15 protein-coding genes are annotated in these 18417 nt (G+C 68.0%); 2 read left to right on the top strand and 13 right to left on the bottom strand.

All coding sequences use genetic code 11. The features are described 5' to 3' along the window. Positions 1–39: 39 nt before the first annotated feature. The 7 genes from ACJ8AT_RS12180 to ACJ8AT_RS12150 all read right to left on the bottom strand — a co-directional run bounded on the left by ACJ8AT_RS12180 (position 40) and on the right by ACJ8AT_RS12150 (position 11444). Complete coding sequence (locus ACJ8AT_RS12180; protein ID WP_407737863.1) at positions 40–1983, bottom strand: TonB family protein; 1944 nt, start codon at positions 1981–1983, stop codon at positions 40–42. 59 nt (positions 1984–2042) lie between these two features. Further along, on the bottom strand, positions 2043–2318 hold the full coding sequence (locus ACJ8AT_RS12175) for a hypothetical protein (RefSeq protein ID WP_407737862.1): 276 nt from the start codon (positions 2316–2318) through the stop codon (positions 2043–2045). A gap of 188 nt (positions 2319–2506) precedes the next feature. Further along, positions 2507–3961: a tetratricopeptide repeat protein gene (locus ACJ8AT_RS12170; protein WP_407737861.1), complete on the bottom strand. Its 1455-nt coding sequence runs from the start codon at positions 3959–3961 to the stop codon at positions 2507–2509. A 38-nt stretch (positions 3962–3999) separates the two neighbouring features. Beyond that, positions 4000–7632 carry a tetratricopeptide repeat protein gene (locus tag ACJ8AT_RS12165; RefSeq protein ID WP_407737860.1) on the bottom strand — a complete coding sequence of 1211 codons (3633 nt, stop codon included), beginning with the start codon at positions 7630–7632 and terminating at the stop codon, positions 4000–4002. 202 nt (positions 7633–7834) lie between these two features. Further along, positions 7835–9394: a tetratricopeptide repeat protein gene (locus tag ACJ8AT_RS12160; RefSeq protein ID WP_407737859.1), complete on the bottom strand. Its 1560-nt coding sequence runs from the start codon at positions 9392–9394 to the stop codon at positions 7835–7837. A gap of 14 nt (positions 9395–9408) precedes the next feature. After that, positions 9409–10653, bottom strand: a complete 1245-nt coding sequence (locus tag ACJ8AT_RS12155) for an outer membrane beta-barrel domain-containing protein (protein ID WP_407737858.1) — start codon at positions 10651–10653, stop codon at positions 9409–9411. Between the two features lie 5 nt (positions 10654–10658). Beyond that, positions 10659–11444 carry an outer membrane beta-barrel domain-containing protein gene (locus tag ACJ8AT_RS12150; RefSeq protein WP_407737857.1) on the bottom strand — a complete coding sequence of 262 codons (786 nt, stop codon included), beginning with the start codon at positions 11442–11444 and terminating at the stop codon, positions 10659–10661. Positions 11445–11739: 295 nt separating this feature from the next. Here ACJ8AT_RS12150 and ACJ8AT_RS12145 point away from each other — a divergent pair, with 295 nt between their 5' ends. After that, positions 11740–12078 carry a PilZ domain-containing protein gene (locus tag ACJ8AT_RS12145; protein ID WP_407737856.1) on the top strand — a complete coding sequence of 113 codons (339 nt, stop codon included), beginning with the start codon at positions 11740–11742 and terminating at the stop codon, positions 12076–12078. A gap of 10 nt (positions 12079–12088) precedes the next feature. On the opposite strand, the gene ACJ8AT_RS12140 is transcribed toward ACJ8AT_RS12145, so the two are convergent. Next, positions 12089–13096, bottom strand: a complete 1008-nt coding sequence (locus ACJ8AT_RS12140) for a class I SAM-dependent methyltransferase (protein WP_407737855.1) — start codon at positions 13094–13096, stop codon at positions 12089–12091. An 82-nt stretch (positions 13097–13178) separates the two neighbouring features. Here ACJ8AT_RS12140 and ACJ8AT_RS12135 point away from each other — a divergent pair, with 82 nt between their 5' ends. Next, positions 13179–13769 carry a DUF2378 family protein gene (locus ACJ8AT_RS12135; protein ID WP_407737854.1) on the top strand — a complete coding sequence of 197 codons (591 nt, stop codon included), beginning with the start codon at positions 13179–13181 and terminating at the stop codon, positions 13767–13769. A gap of 24 nt (positions 13770–13793) precedes the next feature. Here the strand turns inward: ACJ8AT_RS12135 and ACJ8AT_RS12130 are convergent, their stop codons facing one another. The 5 genes from ACJ8AT_RS12130 to ACJ8AT_RS12110 form a co-directional block, all read right to left on the bottom strand. Beyond that, a complete protein-coding gene (locus tag ACJ8AT_RS12130; protein WP_407737853.1) occupies positions 13794–15062 on the bottom strand; it encodes a hypothetical protein in 1269 nt (422 codons plus the stop codon). Between the two features lie 99 nt (positions 15063–15161). Continuing rightward, positions 15162–16130: a hypothetical protein gene (locus ACJ8AT_RS12125; protein WP_407737852.1), complete on the bottom strand. Its 969-nt coding sequence runs from the start codon at positions 16128–16130 to the stop codon at positions 15162–15164. 33 nt (positions 16131–16163) lie between these two features. Next, entirely contained in the window at positions 16164–16616 is a 453-nt protein-coding gene (locus ACJ8AT_RS12120; RefSeq protein WP_407737851.1) for an ABA4-like family protein, read from the bottom strand. 208 nt (positions 16617–16824) lie between these two features. Further along, the gene (gene rplC, locus ACJ8AT_RS12115; protein WP_407737850.1) at positions 16825–17499 is read right to left on the bottom strand and encodes a 50S ribosomal protein L3; all 675 of its coding nucleotides are present in this window, start codon (positions 17497–17499) and stop codon (positions 16825–16827) included. A gap of 143 nt (positions 17500–17642) precedes the next feature. Then, a partial coding sequence (locus ACJ8AT_RS12110) for a hypothetical protein (protein WP_407737849.1) occupies positions 17643–18417 on the bottom strand: 775 nt, incomplete at its 5' end.

The following is an 18417-nucleotide window of genomic DNA, read 5'->3' as shown; positions in this document are numbered from 1 at the left end:
ACCGGAGGCTCTCAGCACTTCAGCTCCGAGCGGAGCGGCTCAGCCCTCGCCGCCCTCGCTGCCCGCGGGCGAGAAGAGCCACGGGTACGTCACGGCCACCACGCCGCCGCCCTTGGGCTCGGGGAACTTCCAGCGGCGGATGCGCGACAGCATGCAGTTCTCCGCCGTGGAGTTGTTGAGCGTCGTCTCCGTCACCGAGGCGTCCGACACCGCACCCGCCGGATCGATGGTGAAGGCCACGGCCACCTTGCCCGCCAGGCTCGGGTTCTTGTTCAGCTCGGACTCGTAGCAGTATTTGATCTCGTTCTGGTGCTGCCGGATGATCTTGGCGATCACGTCCTTGTCGAGGCCGCCGACCACCGTCGTCTTGCCCGGGATGATCTTCGTGGTCGCCTTGCCCTTGCCGCCCAGATCGATTCCGCCGTGGCCACCGGTGCCATGGCCGTCACCCTTGGTGCCCAGGCCGCCGATGCCCAGCGCCGTGCCACCACCGCCCGTGCCGTGGCCCCGCGTCCCGAGCCCGCCCACGCCCTGCGCATCCCCCAGCCCCGCGCCCGTCTTCAGGCCGCCGAGCGAGTTGTTGATGCCGGTGCCCAGGCCGCCGGGCCCGAACACGTCCGTGGCGCCGCCCTTGAGCCCCTTGAAGGCGCCCAGCAGGCCCACGCTGCCCACCACCTGCCGGTCCTTCTCCCGCTTGGTCTTGTCCACCACCGGGGTGCCCGCCTTGGAGGGATCCGCCTCCTGCTTCTTCGCCTCCTGCTTGCCGAACTTGCCTTCCTCGTCCTTCGCCTTGGCGCCCTCGTCCGCGCCGGACAGCTTCAGCTTCTTCACCTCGACCTTCTGCTCCGGCTTGATGAGGAACTTCGCCATCCGCTGCTGATCATGGAGGACGTCGTCCGCGTTGGGCTGCGTCGAGCGCGGCGTCAGCAGGAACGCCGCGATCACCGCCGCCGCCGCCATCACCGTGATGCAGGTGATCTTGAAGTAGGTGAAGTCCGCCTCGTTCAGCGTGTTCACCTTGAGCACCGGCGAGGGCTTCACGTACCGCACCACGAAGGAGATCGTCCCGAGCGACACCTCGGCCCGATCGTGCAGGCCCAGCGTGAAGACCTGGCCCTTCTCCGCCACCGCGGGCGCCAGTTGCCCCGCCGCGCGCAGGGCCTCCTTGGTCCGCACGTCGCCCTGAGTGGTGACGATGACGCCACCGCCCGCCGGGACGCGCAGCTCCACCTTGCCGTCCTTGCTCACCGCGAGCACGTGGCGCGCGCCCACCTCGGGGCCGAAGGCGTGGAAGTAGTTCTTCTTGCCCTCGCCGATGGTGACCGGCACCCCGTCCTTGAAGTGCTGCACCTCGAGGATCTGGTCGCCCCAGAGCATCGCCACCTGGAGCACCTTCGCCTCGGGCGTGGGCAGCGCGTCCGGAGGCAGCGGCTCCTGCAGGTGGGCTGGCTGCTCGGGCTTCTTCGCCGCCACCGCGGCCGCGGCCGCCCTCACCTTCAGGCCCGGAGGCGTGATCGTCCGGCTCGAGGGAGGCACCACCACCTCGGGCGCCGCGTGCCTGGAGGGTGCCACCGGCGTGGCCACCGGAGCCCGCTGCGTCACCGAGCCCTGGAAGCCCGTCCCGCTCACCTGCGCGCCCGCGGGCACCTTGGGCGCAGGAGGCTCCGCCTGGCCGAAGAGCACCTCCACCCGCGAGGAGCCCACCGTGATCACATCTCCCGAGGCGATCACCTTGGGCACCATCAGCCGCTGGCCGCCCACCTGCGTCCCGGACTCGCTGCCGAGATCAATCGCCGTCACCCCCCCGTCCTTGTCCACCTTCAACATCAGGTGGAGGTTGGAGACGCTGGGGTCTGGAATCTTCACCGCCGCCTGTGCGCCCGAGCCGACGATGACGCTCTCGGCATCCGCGATGGTCTCCATCGTGGACCCGTCCGGTCCGGTGATGCGCAGCCTCAGTCCGTTATTCTTCGCCGCCGCCATGAGGATCGTTCCCTTCCGCCCTTCCGCACCCAAAGAAAAACGAGCGTCCCTTTCAGACGCTAGAGGTTGTCCACCGACTTCTGCAGCTCGGGGTTGAAGTTGTCTCGGACCTTGATGAGGCTCTGGAAGTCCGTCTTCTTCCGGTTGAGGACGTAGGAGCCCTCGGGCTTGGTGAGCTCGCCCTCGACGGCGACATCCGTGAAGTCGATGACGGTCTTCTTGCGGAACACCGTCTTGTCTTCTTCCTGGATGATCTTCACCTCGTCCTTCTCCTGAGCCACCGCCGGGCCCGCCCACAACGCCGCCGCCACCACCGCCGATGCCAGTCGCTTCATACGCAGCCTCCGTTCACCCATCGGTTCTGACAGCGAGTCCTATTTGAGGTTCCCGCAGGTTCTTGCAGGAGTCGGTCCAAAGCCAACCCCTCGGATCGTAGGGAACTTGCCTCGCACCCGCCATGCCGCCTGCCCGAGGAGAGGAAAAATTTTCTCACCGGATCCAGTCATTTGTCCCGTCCCCATCCTCACGGCCCAGGAGAGGGAGCAGGCGAGCTCGCCGGAGCATCCCCGTTCGCGGGAGCCAGAGCCGGAGCCGCTGGCGCCGGGTTGCCCGGAACCGCCGCGGCTTCACCTCCAGGCGTAGCCGCATCACCCGAAGTCGCATCCGCCGGGGGAGCCGTCTCCTCGGGCGGAGTGCCCTCCTGGCGCGCCGCGTCCTCCGAGACCTTGTTCAGCAGCGAGGTGTCGCCGTTCGGGGCCTGGGTGGCCTCCTTCTTGGGCTCGGGAGGCTGGGGCGCGCCGTTCTTCTTCATGGCCTCGATGCCCTGCACCTTCGCCGTGATCAACTGCTTGTCCTGCGCCGAGGTGCTCTGCAGCCCCTTGCAGCGATCCAGGAAGCCGAGCGCCTTGTCCCAGCCGGTCCGGTCCGCCGCGTAGGCCCAACCGGCGCCGCAGACGGCCTCCGGCTGCTCCGGGCGCAGGGCGAGCACCTTCTCGTAGGCCTCGCCGGCGGCAATGCCCTTCTTTGGATCGCGCCCCTTCTGCCCGTCGAGCGCATAGGCGTAATAGAGCTGGCCCTCGTAGGAGGTGGGATCGAGCTCCACGGCCTTGGCGAAGGCGCGCTCGGCCCCGGCGTAGTCGCGGTAGGACAGCGCCATGGCGCCGATGTTCAGGTGGCCCGGAGCGAACTTCTCATCGAGCGACACGGCCTTCTGGAACTGAGCCAGCGCGCGGGCCCGATCGTTCAGCTTCAGGTAGATCATCCCCAGGTTGTTGTAGACGCCGGGATCGTTCTCCGCGAGCTTGCGCGCGTTGGCGCTCACCACCTCCGCGAGCCGGTACTGCCCCTGGTCGTAGTAGATGAGGGCCAGGTTCTTGTAGGCGTCCGGGTTGTCCTTGCTGCGAGCCAGCACGCGCCGCGCGGTGGCCTCGGCCAGCTCGAACTTGCCCGCCAGCCGGTACGCCACGGTGAGGTTGTTGAGCAGCGCCACATCGTGCTCGTGGCCCGGCGCCTTCAGCGCCTTCTCGTAGAGGCTGATGGCGGCGTCGAACTTGTCCTGCAGCCGGTACAACCGCCCCAGGTTCAGCAGGCTGGGCTGGTGGTTCGCATCCGCCGCGAGGACCTTCTCGTAGATGGCCTGGGCATCCGAGAGCCGGCCCTGGCGCTCGGCGATGAGCCCCAGGTTGAACTGCGCGTTGAGGCTCTGGGGCACCTTCGCCACGAAGTCCTCGAAGCCCTTGCGCGCCGTGTCGTAGTCGCCCTTGTCGAACGCCGCGAGCCCCGCCTGGAACAGCTCCTGCGGCGCCGGCTCATTGGCTCCAGCGGGAGTGTTCGCTCCAGCGGAGGTGGCGGCCGAGGTCTGCGCGGGAGGAGGCTTGGGAGCCACCTCCGAGACAGGCGTGGACTTGATCTGAGGAGCCGTGGCGCACGCGGTCGTGAAGGCGAGCGCGGCGGCGGCAAGCGTGCGGGCGATCGTCATGGCGGTCTTCCCTGCGGATACCTTGAGATGGGTGCTCATCACGGCCGGGCCTCCCCCACCGTGGCGGCGGGCGACGGCGAGCTCTGCGGAGCCGCCTGCGGAGCCTGCAGCGACTCAGGAACCGCCGGAGCCTGCGCGGGAGCGGCGGGAGCAGCAGGAGCCGTCCCCGCGGTGGCGGAGGCGGGCATCCCCGGATCCTTGGCCACGTCCGAGGTGGCGAAGAACTCGCTGCCACGGAAGGGCACCTGGCGCACCTGCGCGTAGGCTCCCGGACGGTACTTGTTCACCTGCTCCTGCGCCGCGAGCGTCCACTCGTTGTAGATGGACAGCTCGTAGGCCTTGTCGAGCGCCTTCTCCAGCGCCTCGGTGGACTTGTCCTCGAGCGGCAGGGCCAGGTTCTCCAGCTCGCCGCGGTACATGGCCTTCTGATCCTCATCCAGCCCCTTCGGATCCGGTGAGTCGAGGATGTTGCGAGCGAAGTCCGCATACGCGAGCCCGATCCGGGTGAGCGCGGCGATACCCCACTCGCCCGAGCCGATGGCCAGCACCGCCGCGTACTCCTTCTCCACCTTCTGGATCTCGCGCTGCTTGGCGACCAGATCGCGCTTGATGGTGGACACGCGCGAGAAGCGGATGTCCGTGTAGCGCTTCCACTCGGGCTCCAGCTCCAGGAACCGGGCGTGGGCGTAGGCGTCCAGCAGGCTCACGTTCTTCTTGTCCTCTTCGGACAGGCGGCCCCAGCCGCGCACCAGCTCGCCCTGCGTGCGCTCCATCTCCCGCGGGTTCTTGAGCTGCCGGTACGCGAGCAGCTCGTGGTACTTCGCCAGGTAGACTTGCCCGGAGGTGGTGCGCGAGTCCCGCGCATACGTCTCCGCGAAGGAGGCGAAGGCCTTGGCCGCGTCCGCCCAGCGCCCATCCTTCTCGTGGACGAGCCCGATGTTGAAGGCGATCTGCGGCACGTCCTTGCGCTCCTTGAAGCGCGCGATGTAGGCGTTGTAGGCGGCGATGGCCTTCGGCGAGGCGCCCACGCCTTCCCACCAGAGGGCCGCGTTGAACATGGCGTCAGCCACCCAGGCCTCGGCCTCCTTCACGAGTTGCTCACGCTCGGCCTCGCGCTGCGCGAGCTTCGAGTCCGCGCTCGGCGCATCCGCCTTCTTCGCCGGGGCCTTGGCGCCCTTCTTCGCGCCCTTGCCCTTCTTCGCGCCCGAGTCCGTCCCCGCGGCCACGTCGTAGGCGGCGACGAAGGACTCGTACATCTCGGCGGCCTTCTTGAACTCGGCCATCTTCTCGTAGAAGCCCGCCAGCGTGTAGCGGACCTTCAGCGCGAACGGGCTGTCCGGATACTCGCGGAGGACGCGCTCGCCGGCCTCGACGCCGCGATCCAGCTCGGCGGCCTCCTGGAAGATGATCATCGCGTAGGTGAGCGCCCGGTCCGCGTTCTCCGACTTGGGGAACTCGGTGACGAACTCCTGGAACAGCTCCGCGGCCTTCTTCGGGTTCTTCTCCTGGTGGTAGACGATCTCGTCCACGTACTTGTACTGGCTGCCCTCCACCACCTTGGCCACGCGCCCGGCGAACTCCGTGCCCGGCTTGGTCAGCTTCTTGTTGGAGAGGAACTGCCGGGACAGCTTGTTGAGCTCGAACCACTCCTCGCGGCTCTCGAGCACGAACATGGTCAGGTCCGCCGCGTCCCGCGAGCGCCGCTCCTCCGGGTACTTGGCGATGATCTCGCCGAAGCGCCGCGCCGCGTCCACGAAGTGGTTCCGGTCATAGAGGATGACCGCCGCCTGGTAGCGCAGATCCACCTCGTCCGAGTTGTCCGGGTAGAGCTTGTTGTACGTGTCGCAGGCGGCGACCAGGCGCTCCTCGAAGTGCGTGAGCGGCTGCTCCTGCATCTCCTTCGCGTCCTTCTTGACGATGCGCTTCTTCTCGACGTCGCCCTTGTACTTGTTCTCGTCGACCTTCTGGCCGTCCTTGAGGTTGCTCTGGGTGAGCTGGCCGCGCTCGATCTTCACCAGCTTGTCGTAGGCGAGCACCGCGGCGAACGAGGCGCTCTTGCGGTAGGCCTCGTTGGAGACCTCGCGCGCCGAGTCCCGGTCCGGGATCTGGAACGCCACCACGGCGTCATACTGGGCGGCGGCCTCCTGCCACTCCTCGAGGGTCCAGAGGATCTCCGCGTAGAAGAAGCGCAGGTTGAAGGCCGAGTCCGAGACGAACTCCGGATCCTCGCTGGAGGCGAAGGTGTCCACGTATTCCTTGTAGATGTCGCGGGCGAGCCGGTACGTCTCCACCTGGCGCGTCTTCTGCGCCTCCTGGTGGTACTCGGTCACCATCACGCGCATGGCCTCTTCCGTGACGTTGAAGGCGTTGCGCAGCACCGGCTTGTTGCCGGCGTTGGCCTGCCACCACGTGCCGCCCGGCCGGTAGAGCTCCACCATCTTCTTCATCTCGGCGCGGACCTGCGTGCGCTGACGCAGCCCCTCGTAGGCGCGGACGATGGCCTGCTGGTACTCGGGCGCGCCCGGGCCCATGGGCTTTTCGTCGATGAGCCACTTGAACATGTGGATCGCGCTGTCGAAGTGGCCCGCGTCCGCCAGGCCCACCGCCGTCTTCGCGATCAGCCGCGACTGCCGCTTCACCGGCGCCTTCTGCTTGAAGTAGGCGATGGCCTCCTTCGGCTGGTCGAGCTGCACGTAGAAGACGGTGAGATCGTTGAGCGCCTCCGTCTTCAGGTCGCCCAGCTCCTCGCCGCGCGTCTCCGCGTACTCCACTGCCTCCTGCAGCTTCTTGAGGCCCGCGTCGTAGTCACCCGTGTTGTAGTCGCACCACGCCAGCTTGTAGATGGCGTAGGCGTAGATCTTCGGCACGCCCGTCTCGCGAGCCTTCTCGTAGTTCTGCTTGGCGGGCATCAGCTTGTTGTTGTCGAAGTAGTAGTTGCCGAGCTGGATGTACGCGTCCGGCACGAACTGCGACTTCGGGAAGTCTCGGATCAGCTCCTCGTAGCGCTTCACCGCCTCGGCGCCGCGGCCCAGCTCGTAGAGGTTGTAGCCCTGAGAGAAGAGGACCTCGTCCCGGAGCTCGTACTGCGGATAGTCGCGCAGGATGTCCTCGTAGAGGCTCATCGTCTCCGCGCGGTAGCGCTCGCTGTCGCGGTGGTCCTCCCTCGGGGCCTCCACCTTGTCGCCGCGAGCCACCGCCGCGTCGTACTTCTTCTCCGCGGCCAGGTACTTGTCCATCTCCAGCCGGTACAGGTACTTGGACTTCTCCCAGTACAGCTCCGACAGCCGGTAGAGCAGATCCGCCTTGCGCGAGGTGCCGTCCTGGATCTTCGGGATCAGCCGCTTGAAGCCCTCGATGGCCTCGTCGCGCTTCTTGTCCGCCAGCGCGTCCTTCTTGCTGTCGGCGATGCGCGGCAGATCCGCGAACTTCCCAGCCGCGGGGCTCACCCGCGCCGGGCCGTTGCGCCGCTCCTTCTCCTCGGGCTCGCCCGGGATGGCCAGCGGCGACGCGTCCGTGGAACCTTTGTCCGCCGTGGACTTCGTCGCGGCCGCCTTGGCCGCCGCCGCTGGAGGCTTCTTCGCCGCCCTCTTGGAGGCTGCCGCCTCCCCCACCCCGCTCGCGGTGAGCGCTACACCCACCGCCAGCGCACCGAAACGAAGGAACGCCTTCATGCGAACTCCTGCCATCGAAGGGACGACCGAAGGTAGACGCGCACTTCTGGAATGAGAAGTGCTGCAACCGTGCCAACGCGAACGAATGAGCCCCACAGGGCACTATGTGTTTCAGACGCTGAACAGCAAAACGGGGCAGCCCCGGCGCGGCTCAACGCGCGGGCCCACCCCGTTGCTCCTCCCCGCCTGACTGAGCCCCGGGCTACTTGGTGACCTCGGAGCGCTCCTGGCTCGGCTTCGCCGGACAGCCGCGCTTGAGCGTGTATTGGTAGTAGCCGATCTCGTCGATCCAGAACTCGCCCTGGAACTTCCAGTAGTTCCAGGCGGCCCCCGGCATGGCGGGCCGGTAGAGCGACTGCCGGGTGAGCAGCGCCTTCTGATCCACTCCGGCCTGGAGCAGATCCTTCTGATCCAGCGCCGTCTGCACGCGGATGATCTCCGCCTGATCCGAGAAGGTGCGCAGGTTGTCGGCCGCCTCGCGCAGGCGGCTCTTGGCCAGCGTGCCGCCCACCTGCAGCAGCGTCTTGCGCACGTCCTCGAGCGAGGCCATCGTCTGCGTCGCCAGCGGCGTGCCCTTCCAGGACGACATGCCGGCGATGGTGCGCTTCTCGTCGTCCACGTTGGCCAGCACTCGCATCACCTCGCGAATGCGCTCGTTGTTGCGAATCCACAGGTACACCGGGCGCGGCAGCCGCCGGTTCTCCGAGGCGGACACCAGGTTGAAGGCAGGGATCAGCTCCATATCCTCGCCGGTGAAGGGCTGGAGCTGCTTCGCCATCGGCCCGTAGACCTCGTCATACGCGGCCAGGGTCGTCTTCACCTCATCGAAGAGGCAACTGTAGTAGTAGACGGTCGCCTTGAGGATCCATGATTCGGGCTGGAAGGCCCCGGCGAACTGGGGCGCATGCAGCGCTTGGAGGCTGCCGAGCGCCCCGCCAAAGTCCTCGTTCTGGAAGCGGGCGAAGCCGTTCTCGAAGAGGGCCTGATCCCAGTAGCGCGAGTAGCGCGGCACCAGCTCGTAGGCATCGCTCGCCTCCTTGTACTCTCCCCGCCCGTAGTGCAGGCGCCCGAGCCCCAGCATCGCCAGCTCGCGCGTCTCCTTGAGCTCGATCTGCCGCTCGCCGCGCTGCCTCAGCACCGTCTGAAACGCGGCGAGCGCGGCCTTGTCCAGGGTGTCCTTCTCACTGGGACGCCCAGGGAAGCGCGGATCGGCCAGGACGATGCCCAGCAGGTACTGCGCCTTGGCGTAGATGCGGCTATCGGGCGGCACCGCCTCCAGCAGCGAGCGTGCTTCCTCGAGGCGGCCGCGGCGGTGGCTGATGGTGCCCACCAGGTAGTTGATGCGCGCCAGCACCTCGCGGGGGAGCGTGACCCATTGATCCCTCACCTCTTCCGTGTAGGCCTGGTTGAGCAGGCTGGGGATCAGGTTCTGCTCGTCGAGTTGCTGCTGCATGTCGACGAGCCCCTCCACCGCCTTGAGGTACGAGGGGTGCTTGGGGCCGGCCTTGACGATGGCCGCGTAGGTGACGAAGGCGCTCACCGGCAGCCCCTTCTTCGAGAAGGTCTGCGCCAGGTAGTACTCGGCCTTGCCCTTGGTCTCCGGATCCGAGGCGCCCTCGGAGGTCTCGAAGAAGAGCGGCGCGGCCGTGTCGAGATCGCCCGCGTTGAAGGCGGCGAGCGCGCGGTTGTACGCGCCTACGTCCTGAGCGAGCGCCGGAAGCGGAGCCAGGGCGACGGCGACGAGTGCGAGCAGTCGGGACATGACAGGGGTTTCCATCAGAAGAGGATCGAGAAGCCGGTGTAGAAGCTCACGTTGTTGAGGACGTCCGAGGAGGGCTCGGCGACCAGATCCCTCCCGAGGATGATGTCCTCGCGGTAGTTCTTCTTCGTCTTGGGGTCCACGCCGTCGAACTTCTTGTACTGGCAGCCCCCGCTGAGCCCCAGGTTCTCGAAGGACTCGTTGCCGGCGCGAGCCGACTCCATCTTCTCGAAGTCGGCCAGGTTGCAGCCATCCACCCGGTCCACGCGCGCGGTGTAGACGAGATCCTTCACCTCGAAGCGCATCGCGTACGAGTCACCGAACTGCACCCGGAAGCCCCCGCCCACCGAGCCCAGGAACTTGGGCCCCGTGTTCCCGAAGCGCGCCGGGACATTGAACGTCTCGCCGTCCACCTCGTTGGCCACCTGCGGCCGGATCAAGTGCCGCGTCCCGCCGAAGCCAGCGCCGCCGCTGAGGATCAGGCTGAACTGCGCCAGGTGGTTCTCGTAGAAGGCGAACTTGCCGTAGAGCGGCGTCACCTCGACACCCGCCTGCGCGCCCCACTCCAAGAGCAGCGACGAGGCGGCCTGGGCCTGCTCGCGCACCTTGTCGATCAGCTCCAGGTTGAAGTGGCTCTCGTTCGAGTACCAGTTGTACTGGCCCGTCACCTGGAGCGCGAAGTTCTCCTGCAGGTGGTAGGTGTAGTTGAGCGCGCTGCCCACGTGGTTGGTGAACTTGCCGTTCACCTGCAACGCCAGCGGGTAGAGGGCGAACTCATGCCGGCCCTCGTCCGCGAACTGCTTCTTCTGGACGATGTGGACCGAGACGTTCGGGTTGTAGAGCGGCGCGCCGTTCACCAGCCGCTGCTGCTCGGGCGTCGTCGTGCGCAGCTCCGTGTCCACGTCCGCCACCGTGGGCGCATCCGGGGCCGGCTTCGCCTCAGCGGGCGCGGCGGCCTCGGCGGGTGCCGGAGCCTGCTCGGACGGCGGAGGCTGGGCCGCCTCGGGCTCCTCGGCCGCGCCCGTGGCTTTCTTGGAGTGCGCACGCGCCGCGGGCTCGGTCTGCTCCGTGGGCACCGCCGTCCCCAGCTCGCGCGGAGGCGAGGACTCTTGATGCACCGCGGGCGCCGCCGGAGGGGAGAGCCGCGGCGGAATGGAGCTCTCGGCTCCCGGCGCTGGCACCGTGGCTTCGGATTGCACGACGGCCGGATCGGCCCCGGCGACCGTGGACAGAAGGACCGCGAAGGACAGGATCGTTCGCATGGGATCTAGAAGAGGAAGGTGTAGCCGACGTCGAACTGGACCAGGTGCGTGAGCCCCGGGTGGGCCGAGGGCGTGCCCGTCGTGTGGCCCGCCTCCCAGTCATCCCGGGACAGCTCCACGTTGTAGGCGTCGCGGAACACCCAGTCCCGCAGCTCCAACTTCACGCCGTGCCGCTCGAAGGCGAAGAACCGGAAGCCCACCGCCGCGCTCACCACCGGGGCCACCCGCGACTCCTTCACCCAGAAGTTCTCGGTGGCGGTGGAGCGATCCAGCGGATCCGTACGGTTGTCACAGACGCCCAGATCCCGGTTCACCACGTTGGTGCACTGGATCAGCGACTGGCGCTGGAACGAGGCCATTCCGCCGCCGGCCCACAGGTAGGCCTGGAAGTGCGCGGGCACCTCCGCCATCAGCGACAGCTTGCCGTACACCGGCGCCCACCGCACCCCGACGACGCCGTGGAGGTTCATCCGCCACAGATCCTCGAGCTCGTCGGTGATCTTCTTGTCGTCCCGGTTCAGGAAGCTCTCGGAGATGGAGCGCGCCAGGCCCGTCTGCCTGCTGAGCGCATAGCCGGTCCGGCCCTCCACCGCGAGGGTGTCAAAGAGGTTGTAGGCCACCGCCACGTCCATCGTGTAGTGGGCCGTGAGGTACGTGAGCACCGAGACGCCCACGCTGGGAGACAGCTCGAGGTTGCCCGCCGGCCGGTAGAGCCGGTTGCGGACCACGGCTGGCTCCAGCACCTGCTCCTGCTGCCCGGCGGCGCTCAGGGCCGTCAGGGCCAGGATCATCGTGGAGAGCACGCGAAGAGAACGGACGGTCAACATAGGGTCCTGGCGCGGCCACGGGGGCAGGCCGCGATGCACTTTGGGAGGATCAACGCCCCCGTGTTGGCGCATCCAAGTGCACATCCGATGCCCCACGGGCAAGGTGCGTGGCCCCTCGGACCGTGCATTTTTTTCACGACTGGCGCCCGCACCGCACGGTGGATGACGTTTGCGCGGCAAAGCATGTGCCTGCGCGTCATTCCAGGTACGATGGAGTGCGAGGCGCCACCGCACCCCCATGAAGCCAGGAGTCCCCGCCTTGAGCGGTCCCGATCGTCGCCGTCACACCCGCTACAAAGTCCGCATCAGCATCCAGTTCCTGCGTGGCGAGGTGGAAGTCGTGGGGGAGATCTTCAACATCTCCCGCTCTGGCTGCCTGCTCGTCACTCCCGTGTCCTTGCGGATGGGCGAGCGCGTCGAGGTCTATGTGCGAGAGCTCGGCCGGCCCCCCGAGGCCTTCCGGGTGGTGCGCACCCGGTCGCTGGGCGCATGGAACGCGGTGAGCGTGGAGTTCGAGCCCCACCTCCCCGACGACACGGTGCTGGCCCGGCTCGCCAGCCAGGACGAGGCCTCCGAGGACCCCGAGCAGATCTTCTGAGCCGGTCCGGCTACCCCGCCTTGCGCGCCAGCAGCAGGTGGAGGCAGCCGGTGTCCTCGGTGAGCACCTGGGCCTCCACCAGCTCGGGCAGCCCGGCCACCAGCCGCAGCATGTCCTCCGGCTCCCGGTAGACGAGGTACCAGTCCAGGGCGCTCTCGGTGAAGTGGTGCATGGGGTTGCGCGCGTTGAAGTTGCCCAGCGCCAGCAGCCCGCCCGGAGCCAGCCCGTCCCAGAGCTTCCCGGTGAGCGTGCGGGCGAAGCGCTCCGTGAGGTAGTCGTAGAGCCCGATGGAGTAGATGAAGTCCTGCGAGGCCCGCTTGAGCTCGCTGCGGTTGCGCAGCAGCTCCAGCACCGAGCCGCTCCACAGCCGCAGCGCGTCGTGCCGGGTGGCAGGCAGCGCGCCCACCCGGCCGAAGTGCGCCAGGGCCGCCTCCAGCGCGCCTTTGTCCTGGTCCATCAGCGTCACGCCCTCGAAGGCGATCTCCCGCGCCACCGCCACCAGCTCGGGCGCCGAGCCGGAGGCCACATTCATCACCCGGCGTGCGCCTCGGGCATGCTCCGCGCGTAGCAGCCCCGCCAGCATGTCCCGGCGGTTGCGCACCGCCTGGAAGCCCGGCAGCGCCAGCGCCCACAGGTCCATCCAGCGCTCGGCGGGGGTGTCCCCGGCGGGGGTGTTCCGGTAGAGGGACTCCATCATCAGGAAGTCTCCCGCGTAGCCGCGGGGCTTCTCCCAGCACCGCCGCAGCACGGCGCTCTTCCAGAAGTAGGGCCCGGCCTCGGCCCGGAAGCGGACCTGCTCCGGAGAAGCTCGCGCTAAACCGGGTTCTCCGGGTTTCCCCCCCCCCGTCCACACGTCGCGCAGCAGCTCGCCCAGCCGGGTCGCATCCGCTGGGGTGGGAGGCGCGTGGATCCGCTCGGAGTTTTCCAGGGCATCCAGCCACGCCAGCAGGGTGGAGAGCGCGGCCCCGAAGGCGGAGGATTCCTGGGGCGAGGGAGGGGGGGGGGTAGATAAATTCAAGGCAACGCTACCCTAGCGTGACATGGGAGCGCGCCCAAAGAGGCGCCAAGTACTTGCGTTCTTGTGACAGAATTCTCGGACCATGCTTTCCCCTGCTCTCCAGGAGCGTGACCGACGGATACGTGTCACCCCCGAGACGGCCACCGTCCGCGGGCTCATCTTCAATTCGGTCTTCAAGCTGGTCTCCCACCACCTGGGCGAGAACGTGGCGCTCGAGGTGCGCTCCGCCATCTCGAAGAAGCCGCTGGTGGACTTCTTCCCCTACCCGGCCCGGGACTTCCTCGTGGTGCTGTACGACGCGGCCGAGCGTCTGGCCGCCCACCCCAAGTTCGGATCCGTCGAGGTGGCCATCAACGCCTGTGGGGCGGCGGCGGTCAGCGGGTTCTTCCAGTCCGCGGTGGGTAGGACACTGACCCAGATCATCGGCCGGGGAGATCCCAAGAAGCTCTTCTCGAGCGCGCCGACCGCCTACGGCACCACGGTGAGCTACGGCCAGCGGGAGTACACCGCGCTGAGCGATCGCCGGGTGCGCCTGCACTTCCGAGGAGACATGCAGCCGGTGGAGTTCCACCAGGGCCTGCTGGCGGAGGCGCTCCGGGCCGTGGGCTTCAAGGGCCAGGTCAAGGCCACGCGGCTGGGGCTCGACGAGGCCGAGTACCTCATCGAGTGGTGAGCGCGAGCCGGGAGGCCCGGCCGCTCAGGCGCCCGTCACCGAGGTGGACTCCCCCTGCGTGGAGGCAGGCAGCGCCGCGGGGCCGGCCAGGGCCTCACGCACCACGAGCACCGCGCCCACGGTGAACGGCACCAGGAAGAGGAGGAGGGCCCAGGGCCCTTCCGCCTCGGTGGTGAAGACGCTCGAGCCGGTGAACTGCGTGGCGCTGAGCCGGTTCTCGATCAGCTGCTTCATGCTCCAGGCGCCGAGCAGCCCCGCCGTCGCCAGCGGCACGATGGGGAGCCACACACGCCGCGAGCCATTCCAGGACAACGCCAGGGCCGTGGCCAGCAGCGCCCACGTGGGCAGCCCCGCGCCCAGATCGTGCGCGGAGAGGTTGCCGCCGAAGCTGCCGCCCGCCACCCACTGGTGGGTGGTGGTCTCCACCTGCACGTCGACGCCGCGGGTGGTGTCGTAGTGCGTGGACGTGGAGGTGTGGCTGCGATCGTAGCCCGAGGTCCGGTAGTTGTTGTCCCACGTGAGCGTCAGGCTCATGGCCACCAGCGCCCCGCCCACGAAGATCGCCCGCCGGGCGTTGCCTCGCCACAGGAGGCGCGGATCGAAGGGCTGAAGCTCGCCTCGCTCCGCCGCGTCCCGGATGAACACGATCGTCGCGGCCAGCCACAGCAGGCCGGTGGGGGTGAAGGCCACCAGCGCCAGCGTGGTGAGCAGGTACACCGCCGAGGCCACCGCCCCCAGCGTTGGCCGGCGCAGCCACGCGGGGAAGCGCGCCGCGAGCTCCGGACGCACCGTCTGCGCGAGCACGATCGCCGTCACGATGAGCCACAGCACGCCCAGCCGCGGAGCCGTCGGATTGTCCCCCACGTTGGACAGCAGCCACGCCGCCGCGAACAGCCCGAGCGCCACGTACACCTTCCGGCGGGAGCCGGTGCCGGACTGGGAGGAGGCGGCCGAGGACTCGGCGGTCACTCGCAGCGTGTCACTCAGCAGGTGGGGCTCACGCCGCTTCCAGGAGTCGAAGAGGAACAGGCCGGTGGCCACCAGCCAGAGCACTCCCCCGAACGTCCACTTATCGAAGGAGATGGCGTTGACGAGGTAGATGGCCGACGCGGCGACTCCCAGCCAGGGTCGGCGCAGCCAGGCCGGCACCCGGTACCACTCGGGCGCGAGCGCATCGAACACCAGCAGCGCCGAGACGATCACCCACGGCAGGGAGACCCACTGGCCTCCACGAAACGGGGCACCGAGCAGAAAGAGGCCGAGCGGGAGGACCAGCGGATGACGAAAGTTCATGGATGAGGGCGCTGGGTCCAGCGCTCGGGGTCCTGCGTGGAGGCGCAGGATAAAGGGGGGACTCTTGGGCCGTCGAGCCCCCCCTGCTCCTCCGCCAGCTCAGGCCGCCGCGATGGCGAGCTGCCGCTTCCGCGCGAGGCTGGCCGCGAAAGTGACCAGACTCGCCAGCACCACCAGCGCCAGGGTGGCGGTGCCGGTCGCGTCCCAGTGGAGGATGGGCAGGCCTCGCAGCGCCTGGACCGCGAGGGCCAACGTCAGGCCGAGGTAGGCCACGCCCGAGGCTCGAACCAGGGCCAGCCGCAGCGCCTCGGAGCGCCCCCGGCGACGCGCCAGAAGGCCCGCGAGCAGGGGCAGCACCTGCATGCCGTGCAGCCCGAGGAAGTGCGCCGGCCGCATGTCACCCGCGCGGGTGCTCCAGCCCACGAGCGGCAGTCCCGGCCCCCCATCCTTCCCGCCAAAGGTATGCGAGCCCGCCTCCATCGGCTTCTGTCCGGCCTTCATGAGGGCGACCTGCTCGGCCCGAGGCGAGGACATGAAGAAGCCCATCCCCGCGCCCACTATGCCCACCACCAGGCCCACGCGCAGCGCCGAGGCGAGCGGCGGATCCTTCAGCTTCGCCCGCAGCAGCGCGACGGCGAGCACCAGCATCGTCACCCACAGCACCATGATGGTGATGCCCATGGTCATGAAGATGGCCTGGTCGAACGCAGTCGCGACGTTGAAGTGGCTGCGCACTCCGCGAGCCGCCTGGAGGGTGATCGCCACCATCTCGATCCCGCCGCACGCACTCAGGATGGTGGCCACGACCCGCACGAACCGCGAGCGCTCGGAGAGGAAGCTGAGCAGGTACAGGATGGTGGCGTCGTAGATCGCCAGCGAGACATAGAACTTCGTCGGCTTCAGCCAGATGGGCTCGCCCACCAGCTGGCGCGAGTCGAGCACGAGGCCCGCGCTGGTGCACACGGCGCCGACCAGCATCAGCACGGTGCTCACGGCGAGGATGGGCGACAGGCTCCAGGCGCGGCGCCAGAGCTCACTCGGGGAGGGAAAGGCAGAGGGCGTGGACATGGGAGTACTCCTGGGCAAAGGCGATGAACGGAATCAGTGAGCGGGCTGAGGCAGCGGGGCCACGGCGGGACGGAAGCGCCGCGACAGCAAGCGGACGAGCGCGTAGGCCAGGTAGCCCACCGGCCCGAGCATGAACGTCAGCAGCAGGCACGGCGCGACGAACAGGTGCGAGATGCCGCGCCGCTGGGCATCGGCCAGCACCACCCGGCCCACCATGAAGTCGAACGCGAGGTAGTGAATCCACGCGGCCAGCAGCAGTCCCGGGCGCTGCAGCGCGGCGCCGATGTGCGCCAGCGTGTCGAACTCGCGCAGCAGGCCCGGCAGGTGGGGAGCCACCAGCCCCAGGTACAGCACGCCAATCCCCAGCGGCAGGGCATCGCTCTCCAGCAGCCACCGCGTCACCCGAGACCGGGGCAGCAGCACCATCGCCAGCCAGCCCAGCAGCACCGGCACGTTCAGGATCTTCAGGATCAGCTCTTCATTCATGGGCCACCTCGGCAGGGCTCGCGGACACGCCGTGTCCGCCCTTGATGTAGACAATGTAAACTAGAGATGTTGCCACTGTCAACACCCAGGGCATGCCTCGAGGGGCGGTGAGCCGCTCCGCACTGGCGCCGGGCTGAAAAGCGAACGCCCCGCCAGGAACCCTCGGAGGGCTCCTGTGCGGGGCGTGGGTACCGCGGCGAAGCCTGCGCTAGCGGGCGCGGGCGGCCTTGTGCTGCTCGCGCAGCGCCAGCTTCACGCTGGGCTTCACGTAGACGATGGCCTCGCTGTGGCCCGGGACGGCGCCCTTCACCAGCAGCAGGCCCTTCTCCACGTCCACGTCGACGATGGTCAGGTTCTGCGTGGTCACCTGCTCCACGCCGTAGTGACCCGGCATCTTCTTGTTCGGGTAGGTGCGGCCCGGCGTCTTACGCTGACCGATGGCGCCCGGGTGACGCTGATACTCGTGCGTACCGTGCGTCTTGGTCTGCGAGCCCTTGAAGCTCCAGCGGCGCATGACGCCCTGGAAGCCGCGGCCCTTCGTCACACCCGTGACGTCCACGAGCTGGCCCTTGGTGAACAGGTCCGCCTTCACGGCGTCGCCCACGTTGAACTTCGCGGCGTCGTCCGTCGAAACGCGGAACTCCTTCAGGTGCCGGCGCGCGGGGGAGTTGTTCTTCTTGAAGAACCCCTTCTGCGCGTTGGTCAGCACCTTCTCGCGAATCTCGCCGAAGCCCAGCGTCACCGCCGAGTACTGATCCTTCTCGGGCGTCCGCTTGCCCACGACCTGGCAGGAGTTCACGTCGATCACCGTGACCGGAACGAGGTTGCCCTCGTCGTTGAACACCTGGGTCATGCCAATCTTCTTGCCAATCAGACCCTTCACGTCATCCTCACTGCGAGCGCCCGTGGCGCAGAAAACTCAATGAATTCCACTGCTTGGCCCGTTTTATGCTCTCCGGGCGGCAGGAAGCGGCGCAATCTAGCAGACACGCCCCTCGCGTCAAGCACCGATAGCAGACCCCACCCTCACTGGGCGCGATCGAGTCTCGGGTAGAACGGCGCGAGCTGGGCATCCGAGATGCGCTGCTTGTAGACATCCTCGCCGAGCAGGAACAACGCCTGGTCCAGGTAGTCTTCCGCCGCCTGGATCTCGCCCTCCTTCTGGGCGATCGCCTGGTCGATCTCGGCCATGCGCTGCTTGAAGGCCTCCTCGCGATCCTGGGCCTCGTCCTCGATCTCCAGCAGGCGCTTGTGCGCCAGGATGCCGGGCGCGCCGGGCTGGCCGGGCAGTGGCGTCAGCGCGTTGTTCAGATCGTCCTGGACGGCCTCGATGTCGCGGGCCAGCCGCATCAGCTTGAGGCGGTTCTTCTTCAGGTTCTCGCGAGCGGTGGCGATCTCCAGCGGATCCCGGCGGGTCATCTCCATGTCGTGGATCTTGTTCTCGAGCTTCTTCAAGCCGTCGTTGCCGTAGCGCAGCTCGGCCTTCTTGGAGGACAGCGACTTGCGCATGTCCTTCACCTTGCCCTCGATGGCGTCCACGGCCTTCTTGTACTTCCTCACCGTGGTGTTGAGCTCGGCCTTCTCCTGATCCTGCTGGGCCTGGAACTCCTGGTAGGCCCCATCCTCCTCGTTCATCTCCTGCTCGAGCGCCGCCAGCTCATCACGCCGCGCCACCAGCGCCTCCTCGGCACGGTAGACACGGTCCATGGTGCGCGGGCAATTGGGCTTGCCCGGCAGCCGGTCTCGCGCCAGGTCTCCCAGCTGAAAGATGAGATCGTCGTAGCTCTCTGCCTTCGCCATG

This window comes from Hyalangium sp., from assembly GCF_045802625.1.
In the GTDB taxonomy this organism is placed as follows: domain Bacteria; phylum Myxococcota; class Myxococcia; order Myxococcales; family Myxococcaceae; genus Hyalangium.
This window is presented reverse-complemented; position numbering and strand designations above follow the sequence as displayed.